This window comes from Micromonospora salmantinae (assembly GCF_022230905.1).
GTDB classification, from domain to species: Bacteria; Actinomycetota; Actinomycetes; order Mycobacteriales; family Micromonosporaceae; genus Micromonospora; species Micromonospora salmantinae.
Window position 1 is genome coordinate 41337 of record NZ_JAKKFG010000003.1, and the last position, 15994, is coordinate 57330.

The 15994-nt window shown below is 70.4% G+C and carries 11 protein-coding genes; 6 read left to right on the forward strand and 5 right to left on the reverse strand.

The features are described 5' to 3' along the window. Position 1: 1 nt before the first annotated feature. Together PSH03_RS02495 and PSH03_RS02500 are read left to right on the forward strand one after the other, a co-directional pair. On the forward strand, positions 2-568 hold the full coding sequence (locus PSH03_RS02495) for a hypothetical protein (protein ID WP_238688122.1): 567 nt from the start codon (positions 2-4) through the stop codon (positions 566-568). Positions 569-641: 73 nt separating this feature from the next. Further along, positions 642-1196: a dihydrofolate reductase family protein gene (locus PSH03_RS02500; RefSeq protein WP_238688123.1), complete on the forward strand. Its 555-nt coding sequence runs from the start codon at positions 642-644 to the stop codon at positions 1194-1196. A 7-nt stretch (positions 1197-1203) separates the two neighbouring features. Here PSH03_RS02500 and PSH03_RS02505 read toward each other — a convergent pair whose 3' ends face one another. Further along, positions 1204-4245: an AfsR/SARP family transcriptional regulator gene (locus tag PSH03_RS02505; RefSeq protein ID WP_238688124.1), complete on the reverse strand. Its 3042-nt coding sequence runs from the start codon at positions 4243-4245 to the stop codon at positions 1204-1206. A 323-nt stretch (positions 4246-4568) separates the two neighbouring features. On the opposite strand from PSH03_RS02505, the gene PSH03_RS02510 reads away from it, so the two are divergent. Further along, entirely contained in the window at positions 4569-6443 is a 1875-nt protein-coding gene (locus tag PSH03_RS02510) for a pectate lyase-like domain-containing protein (RefSeq protein ID WP_238688125.1), read from the forward strand. Here PSH03_RS02510 and PSH03_RS02515 read toward each other — a convergent pair. Further along, complete coding sequence (locus PSH03_RS02515; RefSeq protein ID WP_210784690.1) at positions 6367-6804, reverse strand: hypothetical protein; 438 nt, start codon at positions 6802-6804, stop codon at positions 6367-6369. The two genes, PSH03_RS02510 and PSH03_RS02515, sit on opposite strands and share 77 nt — an antisense overlap. A 93-nt stretch (positions 6805-6897) precedes the next feature. Beyond that, positions 6898-8205 (reverse strand): glycosyltransferase family 2 protein, encoded by a 1308-nt coding sequence (locus PSH03_RS02520; RefSeq protein WP_238688126.1) that lies wholly within the window; start codon positions 8203-8205, stop codon positions 6898-6900. Between the two features lie 301 nt (positions 8206-8506). Between PSH03_RS02520 and PSH03_RS02525 the strand changes: the two genes are divergently transcribed. After that, positions 8507-9559: an NAD-dependent epimerase/dehydratase family protein gene (locus tag PSH03_RS02525; protein WP_238688127.1), complete on the forward strand. Its 1053-nt coding sequence runs from the start codon at positions 8507-8509 to the stop codon at positions 9557-9559. 124 nt (positions 9560-9683) lie between these two features. Beyond that, a complete protein-coding gene (locus PSH03_RS02530; protein ID WP_238688128.1) occupies positions 9684-12071 on the forward strand; it encodes a glycoside hydrolase family 99 protein in 2388 nt (795 codons plus the stop codon). A gap of 303 nt (positions 12072-12374) precedes the next feature. Here the strand turns inward: PSH03_RS02530 and PSH03_RS02535 are convergent, their stop codons facing one another. Then, positions 12375-13211, reverse strand: a complete 837-nt coding sequence (locus PSH03_RS02535) for an NAD(P)H-binding protein (protein WP_238688129.1) — start codon at positions 13209-13211, stop codon at positions 12375-12377. Beyond that, the gene (locus PSH03_RS02540) at positions 13208-14101 is read right to left on the reverse strand and encodes an NAD(P)H-binding protein (RefSeq protein ID WP_238688130.1); all 894 of its coding nucleotides are present in this window, start codon (positions 14099-14101) and stop codon (positions 13208-13210) included. The genes PSH03_RS02535 and PSH03_RS02540 overlap by 4 nt, the downstream gene beginning before the upstream one ends. A 357-nt stretch (positions 14102-14458) precedes the next feature. Here PSH03_RS02540 and PSH03_RS02545 point away from each other — a divergent pair, with 357 nt between their 5' ends. Then, on the forward strand, positions 14459-15208 hold the full coding sequence (locus PSH03_RS02545; protein ID WP_238688131.1) for a DUF429 domain-containing protein: 750 nt from the start codon (positions 14459-14461) through the stop codon (positions 15206-15208). Positions 15209-15994 lie beyond the last annotated feature (786 nt).

Here is a 15994-nt window from a genome sequence, read left to right on the forward strand (position 1 = left end):
GGTGGAGGTCGCTGCGCAGGACGAGCGGTTGGCCGCGGACCTGGGTCGCTGGCTGGCCGAGGTGACCTTCGTCGACCTGGACACCGACGAGGTCACCGCGCGGGTGATCGACTCGGTGGTGCGGTGGGCCGAGGCCCAGGGCTGGCGGGTCTACCGGCGTGCGCCCAGCGTGTTGCCGTTGCCGCCGCCGCTGGAGCAGCGGCACTCGGTGCTCGACGTGGCGTGTGCCCGTCCCGACGGTCCGCCCGTCGTGGTGGAGGTCGACCACACCGATCGGGCCCGTACGGTGCAGAAGCTGCGCGCGGAGGCGGACGCCGGCCGGATCCCGATCTGGGTGCGGTGGGGCGTCGGGCGTTTCGCAGCGCCGCCACCGCCGGTGCGGATGGTGACCGTCGAGGTGACCCGGCGGGCCGGTCCGGCCGGGCGCGGACGGCTGCACAGCCGCGGCGGTGACCGCCCCGCCCCGGTCCACTCGACCGGCGGCGGCACGGTGACCTCGCAGGCGCTGCCGATCCCGTTGACCGACCCGGCGCAGGGCCCGGTCGACGACGCGGGTAAGAGCATCTGAAGCGAATCGTAAGCGGGCTCCGGCAGAGTTCTGGGTGTCACCGGAGAGCACGACAAACACCCAGGAGATCCCGATGCGCAAGCTCGTCAACTCGACCTACATCACCCTCGACGGCGTCATCGAGAACCCGATGTGGACCGCGCCGTACTTCGACGAGGAGGCCGCCAGCCTGGCCGGGGCGCAGACCGAGGAGGCCGACGCGATGCTGATGGGCCGGGCCACCTACGACGGCATGTCCGCCGCCTGGCCGAACATGGACGAGAGCGACCCGACCACTGGCGCCGCGTACTTCAACAACGTCAAGAAGTACGTCGCCTCGACCACCCTGACCAACCCGACCTGGAACAACACGGAGGTGCTCCAGGGCGATCTGGTCGAGGCGGTCACCGCGCTCAAGGCCCAGGAGGGCAAGAACATCATCCAGTACGGCTTCGGCTCGGTCACCGCCCAGCTGATCCGGGCGGGCCTGGTGGACGAGGTCCGGTTCTGGATCCACCCGGTGCTGGAGGGCGGCCCCAGCCTCACCGCGCCGCTGACCGACGTCAAGGGGTCGTTCGACCTGGTCGACACCCGGGTGCACAAGAGCGGCGTGATCGTCGCCTCGTACCAGCCGAAGGTGACCTCCTGAGCACCGCTCAGAGCTGGGCCCGGGCCTCGCCCGGGCTCAGCCGCGCGCCCTCGGCGAGCAGCGCGTCGAAGCGTTCCGGCCCGAGTTCGGCCCGCAGTCGTGCGGTCACCCGGTCGGTGTCGTCGCGTTCGGCCGGCGCGGCGGGGGACTGGGTGGCGATCCGGGCGGCGGCCGCGGCGCCGAGCAGCCGGGCGGCGACCTCGGGTGAGCGCACCGCCGCCGCCATCCCCTCCAGGGGGCCGACCGCGTCGCGCATCGTCGCCATCGCCTCGGCGACCTCGAACGCCTCGATGTGCAGGGCCAACGCGGCGTCGGGGTCGCCGCCCTGCTCGATCGCGTAGCCCAGCTCCACCAGCACCATCGGCAGGTAGAGCGCGGGTTGGCTCTCTCCCCGGCCCAGGTCGGCGAGGTGGCTGAGGTGGGTGACGGCCAGGTCGAGCTTGCCGTCGCGGCGGGCGGCCAGCCCGAGGCTCATCTCCGCGAAGATCAGCGCGCCGGGCGAGCCCTGCTCCACCGCCAGGTCATAGGCGCGTTCGGCCAGTTCCCGAGCCTGGGCGTAGTCGCGGGTCTGCACGGCGAGCCAGGCCAGCCAGGACAGCTCGGCGCAGACCTGCGGCCACAGCGCCAATTCCTCGGCCCAGCGCAGCCCTTCCCGGTGCAGCGCGGTGGCGCGCTCGTGCTCGCCGCGCATGTCGGCCAGCCCACCCACCCACTCGGTCGCCCGGAGCCGACCCCACCGGTCGCCGAGGTCGGCGAAGAGCGCGGCGCTGCGGGTCGCGGTGCGCTCCAGGGTGGCCTGGTCACCGTTGGCGTGGGCGATGTGGGCGAGGGAGGTGAGCACCGCGGCCTCGGTCCACGGGTCGGTGGCGGCGGTGGGTAGCAGCTCCGACACCAGGGCCAGGTCGCCGTGTTCGATCAGCGCGTTGACAGCGAACCACGCGGCGTGACTGCTCGGGTCGGCGGCCACTGCGGCGCGCACGTCGTCCGGGGCGATCACCTCCCCCTGCGACAGGGCGAAACCGACCCGCCAGGGTGCCGCGCGGGCCTCCTGCTCCGGGTCGCCGGGTACGGCCAGCGCCCGCCGTGCCTCGGTGAGCCGGCCGCGCAGGAACCAGTACCAGCTCAGCGCGACCGCCAGGCGCAGCCCGCCACCGTGCGCCAGCGCCGACCGCAGGTTCGCCAGCTCGGTGTCGAGCAGCGCCAGCCACCGCTGCTGGTCGGCCCCGCGCAGCCCGGGGTCGGCGCGTTCGGCCAGCTCGGTGTAGTAGCTGGCGTGCCGCCGGCGTACCTCGTCGGCGTCGGTGAGGCGTTCCAGGCAGAACGCGGCCACCGACTCGAGCAGCCGGTAGCGGGGGGCCGCGCCGGAGTCGTCGAGCACCACCAACGACCGGTCGACCAGCCGGGCGAGGGCGTCCAGGTCGGTTCGGCAGACCTGTTCGGCGGCCTCCGGGGTGCAGCCGTCCGGGAACACCGCCAGTTGGGCGAGCACCACCCGGTCGGACTCGTCGAGGAGGTCCCAGCTCCAGCCGATCACCGCGGTGAGCGTCCGCTGTCGGGGCGGCATGTCCCGCTGCGCGGTGGTGAGCAGCCGGAACCGGTCGTCGAGCCGGTCCACCACCCCGCGTACGCCCAGCGCGCGGACCCGGGTCGCGGCCAGCTCCAACGCCAGCGGCAGACCGTCGAGGCGGCGGCACAGCTGGGCCACCGCCGTCGCGGTCTGCCCGTCGAGGCGGAAACCGCGCTGCTGCGCGGCGGCGCGGGCGACGAACAGCCGGGCCGCTGCCGAGCGCCGGACCGCGTCCAGGTCACCGTCGTCCGGCACCGGCAGTGGGGGTACCTCCCAGAGCAGCTCACCGGTCAGCCCGAGTGGCTCTCTGCTGGTGGCCAGCACGCTCACCCCGGACACGTCGCGCAGCAGCCGGGCGACCAGCTCGGCGACCGGTTCGATGACGTGTTCGCAGTTGTCCAGCACGAGCAGCAGCTGCCGGTGCCGCAGGGCCGTGACCACCCGGTCGGCGGGGGACTGGGTCGTTCCGGCGGCCTCGTGGGCGCCCAGAGCGCCGAGCACCTGTTCGGCGACGCCGGCGTCACCGGCCGGGAGCGGGGCCAGCTCGACCAGTCGGACACCGTCCGGGTAGGACGTCGCGCGGGCCGTCTCGGTGGCCAGCCGGGTCTTGCCGACGCCGCCCGGCCCGACCAGCGTGACCAGCCGCTGCCGGGGCAGCAGCGCCCGCAGCTCGGCCAGCGCCTCGTCCCGCCCGATCAACTCGTCGAGCGGGGCCGGCAGGTTGTTCCGGATGATCGCCGCCTTCGGCGGGGCGTTCAGGCCGGCGTCCTGGTCGAGGATCCCGCGGTGCAGGGCGACCAGCTCCGGGCCGGGGTCGAGGCCCAGCTCCTCGGCGAGCCGGGCCCGCAGCTCGGCGTAGCTTTCCAACGCCTCGGACTGGCGGCCGGCCGCGTACAACGCGCGTAGCTGCACCGCCCGCAGTCCTTCGCGCAGCGGGTGTTTGGCGACCAACTCGGCCAGGTCCGCGGCCACCAGGTCATGCTCACCCCGGGCCAGCCGGGCCTGCGCCAACCGCTCCTGGACGACGAGGCGCTGTTCGGCGAGGCGGGCCGCCTCGGCCCGCACGAACTCGGCGTCGGCCACGTCGGCGTACGCCTCGCCGCGCCACAACGCGAGGGCCTCGGTCAGCCGCTCGACGTCGGCGCAGCGGGCCAGCTCGTCGAAGCGGCCGACGTCGACCGCGTCGACGCGCAGCAGGTAGCCGGGTGGCCGGGACTCGACCAGCTCGCGGGCGCCGGGCTCGGCATCGTTGAGCGCCTTGCGCAGCTGCGACACCCGCACCTGGAGGGCTCCGGCCGGATTGGCGGGGGCGTCGTCACCCCACAGGTCGTCGATGAGGCGGTCCGCCGAGACCACCTGGTTGCGGTTGGCCAACAGGTCGGCCAGCAACGCCCGTACCTTGGTGCCGGGCACCACCACCGGCTCGCCGGCGTCCGTGGTCACGGCGAGCGGCCCGAGCACCCCGAACTGCACGGCGGTCATCCTAGTGCCGGTAACGCGCGACCCGAAGTGGACCGTCAGCGCGCCGACTGAACTCCACGATCTTGCGCTTTGTGCAGCGCCATAAGCCGCGAAAGCCGCCTAACGCCCGCAGAAAGTGCAAGATCGCGGGGGGAGTGGGCTCGCGTCGCGGCCCGGCGCGAAGGTTCGCCACCGGTGGTCGTGGCGTGTGGGCGGATTAACGGGTAGAAACATCTCAACCCCCTTCCGGCCCGGCCCAACCTCCGGCGGCAAGGGTCAGAGAGCGCTCTCACCGCCCCCAGCTGCGCCGGAAGTACGCCCGGCCAGCGGAGAGGACGAACCACATGACAACCCCGTCCCGAGACGTGCGCCGGAGATCCGGTCGCGCCCTCCTGCTCGCCCTGGTGCTGACCACCGCCACCACGATGACCAGCACGGTGGCCAGCGCCGGCCGCCCGCCGCACGGCGCACCCGACTTCGGCCCGAACGTGACGATCTTCGACCCGTCCATGCCGGTCGGCGAGATCCAGCAGACCCTCGACGCGGCGCACGCCCGGCAGGTCGACAACGAGATGGGCACCGAGCGGCACGCCTACCTGTTCAAGCCCGGCACGTACGGCACGGCCGCGCAGCCGTTGCAGGCCAAGGTCGGCTACTACACCGAGGTGTCCGGCCTGGGCGCCTCGCCCACCGACGTCACAGTCAACGGCAAGTTGGAGGTCTACAACCGCTGCCTGGCCGACGGCGGGACCGGCAACTGCCTCGCGCTGGTCAACTTCTGGCGCACCCTGTCCAACCTCTCGCTCACCATCAACGCGGCCGGCCAGGACGACTGCCGGTCGTCGGCGAACTTCTGGGCGGTCTCCCAGGCGGTCTCGATGCGCCGGTTGAACATCGGCGGCGGCGGTCTGTCGCTGATGGACTACTGCACCGCCGGCCCGCAGTACGCCAGCGGCGGGTTCATCGCCGACTCACGGCTGCCGGCCACGACGAACGGCTCGCAGCAACAGTGGCTGACCCGCAACAGCGAGATCGGTAGCTGGTCCAACGCGGTGTGGAACCAGGTGTTCGCGGGGGTCGAGGGCGCGCCGGACGACGCCACGTTCCCCGACCCGCCGTACACCACACTGGAGACCACCCCGCTCAGCCGGGAGAAGCCCTACCTCTTCGTCGACGGCAAGGGTCGCTACCAGGTGCGGGTGCCCGCCGCGCAGCGCGACAGCCGGGGCGTCTCGTGGGCTGACGGCATCACGCCGGGGCGGACCATCGGGATCGGCGACTTCTTCGTCGCCAAGCCGTCGGACTCGGTGCGCGTCATCAACAGCCAGTTGGCGCGCGGCAAGCACCTGCTGCTCACGCCCGGCACGTACGACATCGCGCGCAGCATCGAGGTCCGGCGTCCGAACACAGTGGTGCTGGGGATCGGGCACGCCACGCTGACCGCCGTGAACGGCGCGATCCCGCTGGACGTGGCCGGTGTCCCCGGGGTGGTCGTCGCCGGTGTCACGATCGACGCCGGCCTCGTCGAGTCGCCGGTCCTGCTGCGGGTCGGACGTGAGCACGGCCGCAACGCGAGCAGCCCGCACAACCCGACCACGCTCTCCGACGTGTACTTCCGGGTCGGCGGCCCGCACATCGGGCGTACGAACACCGCGCTGGAGGTCAACAGCGACAACGTGCTCATCGACCACACCTGGGTGTGGCGCGGCGATCACGGCGTCGAGGGCTTCACCGAGGGCGTCAACGGTGACACCGACCGCTGGCGTACCAACACCGGTCGCTACGGGGCCGTGATCAACGGCGACCACGTGACCGCGACCGGCCTCTTCGTCGAGCATTTCCAGCGCTACAACACGGTCTGGAACGGCGAGCACGGCACCACGATCCTCTACCAGAACGAGCTGCCGTACGACCCGCCGACGCAGGCCGACTGGATGAACGGCGCGGTCGAGGGCTGGGCCGGGTACAAGGTCGGTGACCGGGTGCGTCACCACACCCTGTACGGGGGCGGGGTGTACGTGTTCAACCAGAACAACCCGTCGATCCACACCGAGAACGGCTTCGAGGTGCCGAACCGGGCCGGGGTGCGGCTGCACCACATCATGACCGTCAACCTCAGCGCCGGCACGATCGACCACGTGGTCAACGGCGTCGGGGACGCTGCCGACATGACCAAGGTCGGCGCTCCGGTCTACCTGACCCGGTATCCGACCCCGTAACGGGGATCGGGCGTACCGATGGGGCCGGAGCCAGCCTGGCTCCGGCCCCATCGTCGCGGGGCCGTCTCGAACCCAGCCGGTGACGCGCGGCCAGCGCGGCGCCGCCAGCGGCCAGCAGCAGCACCTCCACCACGTTGTAGCCGCGTACGCCACCGCCGCTGAGCAGGGCGCCGACCACCGTGCCGCCGATGATGCCGACCGGCAGCACGGCCCAGGGCCAGAGCAGGAACACACCGGCACACAGCACGCCGATGGCGGCTGCCAGACCGACCGGCCCGGGGAGCAGGGTGACCACAGTGACCACGCCGCCCAGCCCGGCACCGGCGAGCAGCACACCGGGCGCGACGATCGGCGTTCTCATCGTGGCAACCCCTTTAACAGGGAACGCAGCTGGACACCCCGTGCCGACCAGCTGTTGCCGGTGGCGACCTCGCGGCGCCGGGCGGCGCTGTGCTCAGCCACGGCCCGACCGTTCCATCGGCCGTGGCGCTCCGGCGGGCAGCAACTCGTCCTCGCCGAGGCGGCCGAGCACCGGACGGGCGCGCTCGTCGTCGAGTCGCAGCAGGCGGGCGCCGGCGTGCCGGTCCAGCCAGCCACGCAGTGCGCCGGCCGCGATCCGCCGGTTGATCCAGTTCACCAGCGGCACCGCATCACCCAGCGGCAGCGCGGTCGGTGCGACGGCGTGCCAGGCCGCCGAGCCGATCGGGGTGACCTCGCACCGCCAGCGCGGCCGGCGTCCCGGCGGGTCGACGAAGAGCAACCGTTGCCCGGGCGCCAACTGCCCCAGCACCGTCGAATGCCCGTCGACGGACCATCGGGTCCGGCTGAACAGCACCACCCAGTCGCGGGTGTCACCGTCGGGCAGCGGGCCGACGTCGCCGCGCAGCGCGGCGAGCAGGTCGCCCAGGCCCAGCTGTACGGATCGACCGAAGAGCCGCTTGACCAGGTGGTCGGCGAGCAGCGCGGCCCGGAACACCGGCAACCGGTACCAGGGCTGGGTCAGCCGCAGATATCCGACCAGACTGCCCAACAGGTGTCGGAAGCGGATGGTCGGCCCGAGCAGCCGGCAGGAAGCGCCCCGGCTGTGCGTCACCACGGCGTCCGGGAGCATCCACAGCTCGTGCCCGGCCTGGTCGAGCTGCCGCGCGAGGACCGCGTCGGTCCAGTAGACGGGGAACGTCTCGTCGAAGATGGTCTGCTGCCCGAGCACCGTGCGGCGCAGCAGCACGCAGCTGCCCGAGGCGAGTTGCCGGGGACGGCTGAAGTCCTCGCCCCGCATCTGGAACCGGTGCAGCGCCTGGCGGAACCCAGGCAGCCGACGCAGCGCGGTCACCAGCGCGATGGTGGCGGCGAAGCTGGGCTGTTGAACGTAGTGCTGCTGAAAGGTGCCGTCCGGGTTGAGGTACAGCGGGCTGACCCCTGCGACGTCCGGCCGCTCCCGCAGGTGGTCGACCATTCGGGACAGCGCGCCCGGGTGGAACCGGATGTCGCTGTTGAGCAGCAGGATCAGATGCCCGTTCGCCCGGCGGTACGCCTGGTTCACGGCGGCGGCGAAACCGTTGTTGTGCTTGTTGCGGATCAGTCGTACCCGGGGTTGGTCGGCGAGCAGGTCGGCTGAGCCGTCGGACGAGCCGTTGTCGACGGCCACCACCTCGTAGTCCAGATCGGGATCGGCGGTCGACGCCAGCGACTCCAGGCACTGTCGCGTCTGCTCGCGGGTGTTCCAGCTGACCAGCAGTACCGACAGCAGCGGAGCGCTCATCACGCCACCGCCCGGTTGTCGCGGCGGCGGACCCGCAGTCTCTCTCAACACGCCGTCCTCCCTCTCCGTCCGGTGCTCCGAGGGCATGCCGGCGGACACCCCCCCGGGGGAGAAAGTACTAGCGATAAAGGTTCAATAGTGACGAATAGGCCAAACAGGGACATTCGTATTAACCTCGCATATCTCTACGTAAGACATTCGGCTGATCGTCCGTTTGGTGGCTTTTTGGTGGGCTATGGTCGTGTCCGGCCGTCCGGTTGCCGCAGCGGGCCGACCGTTCCGTCGTTCCAAGGAGTCCGACATGGACCTGCCCGTTACCGCCGTCGGCGTCGGCCCGCCGACGGACCTGATTCCCGGGCGCGTGCTGGTGACCGGGGGTGCCGGCTTCATCGGCAGCCACGTGGTCGCCCGGCTGATGCTGATGGGCAGCCAGGTCCGGGTGCTCGACAACTTCTCCACCGGCCGGTTCGAGAACCTGGCCGACGCCGCGATCGGCGGACTGACCGAGGCGGACGTCGTCTCGGGTGACATCCGTACGCCGGAGGGTGTCGAGGTCATCCACCAGTGGCAGCCGGACGTGGTGGTGCACCTCGCCGCACAGCCGAGCGTTCCCGCCGCCCATCGTTCACCCCTGTACGACGCCGACGTGAACGTGTTCGGCACCGTCAACGTGCTGGACGCCTGCGCCCGCGGCGGCGTACGCCTGGTGATCAACGCGGCCAGCAGCGCCATCTTCGGCAACGTCGCCGCCCACGAGTTGCCGGTCCGTGAGGACCACCCGATCGCCCCGGTGAGCCCGTACGGCGTCAGCACCGCCGCCGGCGTTCATTACCTCGACTGGTACGGACGTCAGCACGGCCTGTCGTACACCTCGATGGTTTTCGGCAATGTCTACGGGCCCCGGCAGGACGGCAGCGACTGCGGCGTGGTGTCCCTGATGGTCGACGCGCTGCTCGGGGGCCGGCAGGTGGTGATCTACGACGACGGTACGCAGACCCGGGACTTCGTCCACGTCAGCGATGTCGCCGAGGCGATCGCGGTCGCCTGTCACCACCCCGGGGTGGGCATGGTCAACATCGCTTCGGGTCGGCAGACGAGCGTCAACGAGGTGTACGACACGGTCCGGGAGGCGTCCGGCGTCGACAACGTGGCCCGCTACGAGCCGCTGCCCTGGCCGGGCGAGGTGCGCAACATGGCGCTGGACACCAGGAAGGCGCGCGAGCTGCTCGGGTGGTACCCGAAGATCGGCTTCATCGAGGGCGTACGGATGACGGTGCGCGACGCCCGCCGCCGCCAAGCCCCAAGTCAGATCCTGTCTCCGGTGTGGGCGCTGGAGCGCGCCGTCAGCCAGTGACGGCTCAGCGCGTAATTCCCGTCATCTGATCGGGATTTTCATAGATCAGTCTCACTCTTGCGGGTCGGCATCCACTGCTGCCACGATGGCCGTCAATGCCTTCCGTCCCGAAGGAGTGGTCGTCATGGCGGTCTCCCGCCGCAGGTTCGTCACATCGGTGCTGGCCGGGTCCGCCCTCGCCACCGCCTCCACCACCGAGCTGCTCACCAGCATGTCCAGCCCCGCGAACGCCGCCAGCCCTCCCGGGGACGTGGTCGGCAAGGTGACGGTCGGCTACCAGGGCTGGTTCAGCGCACCCGGCGACGGGGCGCCGATCGGCGGCTGGTGGCACTGGGGCCGCGACCGGTTCCAGCCGCCCTCACCCGCCAACACCACGATCGTGTCCTGGCCGGACATGCGCGAGTACACCCGCACCTATCCCACCGCGTACCCCAACCTGGGCAACGGCCAGCCGGCCACCCTCTTCTCCTCGTACGACCAGCAGACGGTGGACACCCACTTCCGCTGGATGCAGGAGAACGGCTGCGACACCGCCGCGCTGCAACGGTTCAACCCGATGGGCGACGAGGGCCCTACCCGCGACGCGATGACCCAGAAGGTCCGCTCCGCCGCCGAGCGCCACAACCGCAAGTTCTACATCATGTACGACGTCACCGACTGGCTGACCTTCCAATCGGAGATCAAGACCGACTGGACGACGAAGATGGCCGCGCACACCGCGTCCTCCGCGTACGCCCGACAGAACGGCAAACCGGTCGTCTGCATCTGGGGTTTCGGCTTCAGCGAGCCCAGCCGCCCCTTCACTCCCGGGCCCTGCCTGGAGGTCATCAACTGGTTCAAGGCCCAGGGCTGCTACGTCATCGGTGGCGTGCCCACCTGGTGGCGGCAGGGCATCGAGGACTCCCGCCCCGGCTTCCTCGACGTCTACCACGCTTTCCACGCGATCTCCCCGTGGATGGTCTACCGGGCCAGGACCGTGGAGGAGCTGGACTCCTACTACAACAACGTCAACGTCGGCGACATGGCCGACTGCGCGGCGCGCGGCATCGACTACCTGCCCTGCGTGATGCCCGGCGACCTCGCCGGGGGCCACCGCAAACACGGCGACTTCTACTGGCGGCACATCTACAACATGGTCCGGCTCGGCTCCCAGGGCCTCTACGTGTCCATGTTCGACGAATACAACGAAGGCAACCAGATCGCCAAGACGTCCGAGACCCAGGCCACCACCCCGGCCGGCGCGAACATCCGGGCCCTCGACGAGGACGGCGTGGCCTGCTCATCCGACTACTACCTGCGGATCACCGCCGACGGCGGCCGGATGCTCAAGGGGCAACTCGCGCTCACCGCCGTACGCCCCACCCCGCCGATGGTCGGCACCCCGCCACCGGTCACCGGCAACCTGGCCGCCGGCCGACCCACCTCGGCGAGCAGCCAGGGCGGCGGGTTCCCGGCGTCGAACGCTGTGGACTCGAACGCCGGCAGCTACTGGGAGAGCGGCGGCGGCTCCTTCCCGCACTGGTGGCAGGTCGACCTCGGCGCCAGCCACCAGGTCAACAAACTCGTGGTGCGGCTGCCCGCCGGCTGGGGCGCGCGCACGCAGACCATCACCGTGCAGGGCAGCGTCGACGGCAACTCCTTCGCCACCATCGCCGGGGCCTCCGCGTTCGCCTTCGACCCGGCCACCGGCAACACCGTCACCCGCACGCTGACGACCACCACGGCCCGCTACGTCCGCCTCAGCATCAGCGGCAACACCGGCTGGCCGGCGGCCCAACTCGCCCAGGTCGAGGTGTACGCCGGCACCACCGTCCCGGACAACCCGCCGACCACCCCGAGCGGCCTCACCGTGACCGGCAAGACGTCGACGAGCGTGTCCCTGGCGTGGACGGCCTCCACCGACGACACCGGCGTGACCGGCTACCAGATACGCCAGGGCGGCAACGTCGTCGCCACCGTCACGGGCACCACGGCGACGGTGAGCGGGCTCAGCGCGTCCACCGCGTACACCTTCACGGTTGTGGCCCGCGACGCCGCCGGCAACACCTCCGGCGCGTCCTCGGCGGTCACCGTCACGACTGACGCCGCGGCGAACTCGGACCTCGCCCGGGGTCGGTCCACCAGCGAGAGCAGCCACGTCCAGAGCTACGGGTCGGGGAACGTTGTCGACGGTGACGCGAACAGTTACTGGGAGAGTGCCAACAGCGCGTTCCCGCAGTGGGTGCAGGTCGATCTGGGTTCCCCGCGCACTGTCGGGCGGGTGGTGCTGAAGCTGCCGCCGTCGTCGGCGTGGGGCAGCCGGACGCAGACCCTCGCCGTGCAGGGCAGCACCGACGGGGGGAGCTTCGGGACGCTCGTTGGGTCGGCGGGGCGGACCTTCAACCCGGCTACCGGTAATCAGGTGACGCTGACGTTCACCGCCGCGCAGGCGCGTTACGTGCGGATCACCGTCACCGGCAATACGGGGTGGCCCGCTGGGCAGCTGTCGACGCTGGAGGTCTACGCCAGCTGACCGAGGCGTGGGCGGCCGCCGGGGGAGCGGCGGCCGCCCATCCGGAGGACAGCACACTCTGCCTAGCCCGACTGTCGTACTCCGCTTGATCCGTTACACATCAGCTTCACTTGACCGTTTACACCGGCCTTGAGCATGCCGGACACGGTCCGTGACACTGGCCGTCCACCACGGTGATGCCCCCGGCATCCGCTTCTGCCGAGTTGAGGATGTTTGCGCCCAGGGTTCGTCGCGTCGTGCTGGGTTGACGGTCGTGTGGGGCATGTGGCCCGGGCGGCGAGCCCATGCCCCACGATGAACGGTCTACCGGAAGTCGGCCGCGTGGTCGGTGGCCCATTGCGCGAATGTCCGCGCGGGTCGGCCGGTCAGGCGCGGGACGATGTCGGCCCACTCCTGGTTCGTCGGGGCGGGATCACGCGCGGATTCCGCCCACATGGTGAAGATCCAGTCGACGAACGTCTCCGGATAGCCGTTGCTGATCCACTCGGCCCGGGCCTCGGCCGGATCGAGTTCGTCGAACCGCACCGTGGCACCGATCGCCGTGCCGATCGCGTCGACCTGCGCGACGGTGGTGAGCGCCTCGGGGCCGGCGAAGGTGTAGGTCCGGCCGGCGTGGCCGTCCTCGACGAGCACCGTCGCGGCGACCGCGGCGATGTCCGCCTCATGGGTGGGTTGGGTGACCGCAGCCCCGTATGGGCGGCGAACCACCCGACCTTTCTTGATGGCCGGGGCCCAGTCCAGCCAGTTCGCGGCGAACTCCCCGGGTCGGACGTGCGTCCACTCCAGTCCGGAGTCCTCGACCGCACGCTCGACCGCCAGGTACCCGTCCTCGCTGTCGTCGGTGTCGGCCAGCGCCCCGGACAGCACGACGATCCGCCGCACGCCGGCCCACTTCGCAGCAGCGACAACGTCACGCGCCGTCCGTCCGACCGAGAACAGGTACATCCTCTCGACGCCGTTCAACGACGGCTCCAGGGACGGCGGGTCCGTCAGGTCGCCGCCGACGACCTCCACCCCGTCCGGAAGGCTCGACGCCGACGGCGTCCGCGTCAGTGCGCGGACCCGATGGCCGGTCTTCACCAGTTCGGCGAGGACGTGTCGGCCCACCATGCCGGTGGCACCCGTGACCAGAATCGTCATCGCGTCACCTCTAGCCGGAAGTCGGCGGCGTGATCGTTGGCCCACTGGGCGAACGTGCGCGGTGGTCGTCCCGTCACCTGCAGATAGGCGTCCGTTGGCGGCAGCGCACCGGTCCCGTCGACCGCGTCGGCTAGCAGCGCGATCATCCAATTGGCGGTCTCCTCATCGAAGCCGTCGCGCAGCCACTGCCTGCGCGCCTCGGTTGGATCGAGCTCCTCGAACCGCACCTGCACGCCGATGGCGGCACCGATCGCGGTGACCTGCTCCGCCTGCGAGACCTTCACCGGGCCGGTGACGGTGTATGCAGCACCGACATGGTCGTCGGTCAGCAGCGCCGCGACCGCCATGTCAGCGACGTCGGCCTCGTGGACCACCGGGTAGCCAGCGGCCGCGTACGGCCCGCGCACCACCCGTCCGGACCGGATCTGATCGGCCCACCGCAGCGCGTTGGTGGCCAACAGGCCCGGCCGCACATGGGTCCACTCAGCGCCGGAGGCCTCCACCAGCAGTTCCAACCCACGGTGCGCTTCCCGCTCCTCGGCCAGGTGCCGCCCGAGGGCGCCGTCGCCTCCGGTTCCGGGTGCGAACCCGGCCGCCGCCGCCGAGTGCACGACGAACCGGGTGACGCCGGCCTTGACCGCCTCATCGACGAACCCATGGTCGGGCGCGGCGTACGCGAAGGGGAACAGGTACACCGACTGCACTCCGTCCAGCGCCGCTCGCCAGGTCTCGGGACGTTCGAAGTCTCCCTGGACCACCTCGGCCCCATCCGGCAGCCGACCCGGGTGCGGCTGGCGGGTCATCGCCCGCACCGGTCGCCCGGCCCGGACCAGTTGGGTCACCACCTGGCGACCCACATTTCCGGTCGCTCCGGTTACTAGGATTGTCACGTTGCTCCTTCTCGAATACCTGGAGTGGGCAATAGACCGCCGCCGCGAATCCACGGCCAATGGCGCGGCGGCGGTCACCACGCAGGCTAGGCGGAGATTTTTAAAGTCGCACATCGTACATATGTACGGCATGCGCGGCCACCCGCAGTCCGGTTGCGTTGGTGTTCCGGTTGGCGCGGGTACCCCTACGCACGGCGTTGCTCCGCCGGTGCGCTGCGCGCCGCCAGGGTCGACGCCGCCCGACTGCTCCACCTCGAGGCCCGGGATGAGACAGCCGCGGGCCAGGAACACCTGACCGCGCAACACCCGGCCCGGCTCAAGCCCAGTGAGTATCCGGATCTGCCGCTGGGTGCTCGGATGCGTCCGCGCGCCGTTCGCCAGCCCGTGATCGTCGAATGCTGGTCGTATCGTGTCCGGATGTCGTCAAGGGTGCTTGGTGTGGACGCGTACAAGGCTGGCTGGGTTGGAGTTGTCCTGCACGATGGCGCCGTGACGGTGCATGTCGGGAGAACGATCGTCGCGCTTGTAGTTGGTGCTGAGATGGATGGTCACCTCGCCGTCATCGGCATCGACATCCCGATCGGCCTGCCGGACAGCGGGCGGCGCCAGGCGGACGTGCTGGCGCACAAGTTGGTAGGGCCTCGACGATCGTCGGTATTCATGACACCGGTCCGGGCCGCGTTGGAGGCCGAGAGCCATGCGGCGGCGGTGCAGGTGAACAAGGAGCGGACCGGTGAGGGCGTCTCTGCCCAGGTGTATGGGTTGCGCGCCAAGATTTTCGAAGTCGACATCTGGGCCCGGCAGGCAGGGCGACAGGTCGTGGAGGTGCACCCGGAGGTGTCTTTCGCGAGGTTGGCCGGCTCGCCGCTGCCGGACGGTAAGCGCACCTGGGCGGGAGCGCATCATCGCCGGCGCTTGCTCAACCATGCTGGCATTCATCTTGCCGACGACGTGGGGGAGGCTGGCCACGCCGCGGCCGTTGACGACGTGCTCGACGCTGGTGTCGCAGCCTGGACGGCCGCACGAGTCGCCACCGGTGCCGCAACGTCTCTTCCAGAACCGCCTGTCGAATACTCGGATGGCTGGCCCTCAGCAATCTGGGTCTGATCCGACGTCCAAACGCGACGCATGAGGGCAAGCTTCGTCTGCAGTCTCAACTTGATGATCGACAGCGGATCAGGGCATAACGTGATGCTGCTGCTGGCTCGGGATGCCGCAATGAGGGATCGCTATCGTGCTCCGTTCCAAAGCGGTGACGCGGCCGACGCGTCCAGGACTGCTCGCTCGAGTGTCACTGCAGCTTGCCGGTCCTCCGTCACAGCCCACCTGATATGCAAGTCCGCCCAGTTCAAGGCGTCTTGAGCCCAAGCCGCCGCGCGCTTGGGCTGGCCGCCGATGAGTTGCTCAAGGTGCTCCTGCACGAACGCGGCATCGGCAAGGGCTCGATCCAGGACGGCTTCTCCCAACCCGCTGACCGCTGCCTTCCCACGGCGGTACGCGGTGAGCCGTCCTCGAAGTCCTTGGCCACGACGCTCGCCGGCCATGCCCACATAAGCGAGACCGCCTGCTGCCCCTTGCCGAGCGAGGTACACGCCCGAAAGACGCGGCGCCGAGACAGCCGCATCGTGGAAGGGTAGCCACGGCGACCACTGTGCAAGGGCTGCGACTACGTCGTCGGCGAACACCAGACCAGCATGCCGCAAGTGGGAACGAGGTGAACCTCTGGAGGTATCGCGCTCGCATGCCGCGCCGGGTTGATTGGTGTTCATCGATGGTGGTGACGCACGGTGATGTATGACTATCTCTCCTGCTCCTGCTCCTGCTCCTGCTCCTGCTCCTGTTCCTGTTCCTGTTCCTGTTCCTGTTCCTGTTCCTGTTCCTGTTCCTTTTCTT